Consider the following 1,628-nt stretch of genomic DNA (forward strand, 5'->3'; position numbering starts at 1 on the left):
TCGTATTATAAGGTTGACCAGAATTCTAGATATTTCTGGTTGACCTTTTTTTATATGGTCTTATTATAACAGTAGCCAGGGTAGAACGTCCCTGCCCATGGGACTTAGATCCCGTCAGTTAAACCGTTCACCCCCTACTCGTAGAAACATGTTTGAGGCTGGTTGGGACAAAGATCTCGTATAACAAGCGAAGCTATGATACTACTAGGAGGAAATAGGGGCTACTGGCAAGTTGAATTTGAGGAGGAGATTGAGAATGAATCCAGTCATAGGTCTGGATGTTTCAAAAGGAGAAAGTGAGGTTCAGGCCTTTTTAGATAAGGGCAAACCTTACGGTAAAAGTTTTAGTATTAAGCATGATCTTAATGGTCTAGGAAAGTTACTTGAGTTTTTGGAAGGTGTCAAAGACAAAACCGGTATCCAACCTTCGGTTATTTTAGAATCTACAGGACATTATCACGCACCAGTGGTTCAGTATCTGGAGCAGCATAACTATTTATTAATCATCGTAAATCCGTTGATTTCTCACAGAGCTAAAAGCTCTAGTTTACGAAAAGTTAAAACGGATGCCATCGATGCCTATCGTCTCTGTGAGCTTTACTACAAAGAGGATTTAGAACCCTATGAAAGACGCGGCATTCAGCTCTTGAACCTGCGTAATCTCACACGACAGCATGAAAATATTACTGGGATATATGTTCAAACTAAGCTTCAATTCCAAGCAGTGCTGGATCAAATCTTTCCTGAGTATAAAGGGGTTTTTGGTGATTTACATTCCGTTGTGTCTTTGCTTGTTTTAAAGGAATTTCCCGCATCAGAAGATATTCTGGCTGTTGGTGAAGATATGTTGGCCGATAAAATCAAGGAATTCTGTAAGAGTCGCTCTAAGAGATGGGCAGAAGAAAAAGCTCGAGATCTTAAGCAAGCTGCAGCGCGGAATCCATTTAAAAAGACGCTTTATCAGAGTCATTTACTGAGTCTAAGTATGTATATTGATATGCTTCTTCAATACAAAGAGCATCTATCCAAGATGGAGTCAGAGATAGACGCTCTCGCAAAAGAAGTTGAAGAATATAAGATTATCCAATCTATCCCTGGTATCGGAGAAAAAATCGCGGCAACGATCATTTCTGAAATTGGTGAGATAGACCGGTTTAATCACCCTAAAAAGCTTGTAGCGTTCGCTGGGGTTGATCCTGAAGTGTTTGAATCAGGTAAGTTTAAAGCTACTCTCGTTCGAATTACAAAACGTGGTTCAAGCAGATTAAGGCACGCCTTATATATGGCTGTTCGCTCTGGTATTCGTGACTGTCGCAAGAAAAAAACAACAGATGAAATCATCCCTAGAAACAAGAGATTGAGAGCTTTTTATGATAAGAAGCGTGAGGAAGGAAAACTTTATAAAGTCGCCGTCATTGCTTGTGTAAATAAGCTCTTACATTGGATCTATGCCATATTAAAAAACAGAACCACTTTCCAAGATATAGCCTAATTAAGATTTCCAGCTAAATAAGACAAAACCTTCCAAACAAGGGTAAGTGGAAGGTTATTTGGCATGCATATTTTCAGTATAACATGAGTTATTTTAAGTTTTTATTGAAAAATGTTGACAAACTATTAGCTGGTTT

General features: G+C 38.8%; 1 protein-coding gene. It reads left to right on the forward strand.

Annotated elements, in window-relative coordinates; translation table 11 throughout:
* Nucleotides 1-256: 256 nt before the first annotated feature.
* Nucleotides 257-1,492 carry an IS110 family transposase gene (locus BHE18_RS12455; RefSeq protein WP_071618904.1) on the forward strand — a complete coding sequence of 412 codons (1,236 nt, stop codon included), beginning with the start codon at nucleotides 257-259 and terminating at the stop codon, nucleotides 1,490-1,492.
* The last annotated feature ends 136 nt before the right edge of the window (nucleotides 1,493-1,628 follow it).

This window comes from Rossellomorea aquimaris, assembly GCF_001877785.1.
Taxonomy (GTDB): domain Bacteria; phylum Bacillota; class Bacilli; order Bacillales; family Bacillaceae_B; genus Rossellomorea; species Rossellomorea aquimaris_A.

What these genes read in the sequence shown, in the direction of transcription:
- BHE18_RS12455 (WP_071618904.1), top strand. Translation starts at nt 257, where the DNA reads ATGAATCCAGTCATAGGTCTGGATGTTTCAAAAGGAGAAAGTGAGGTT.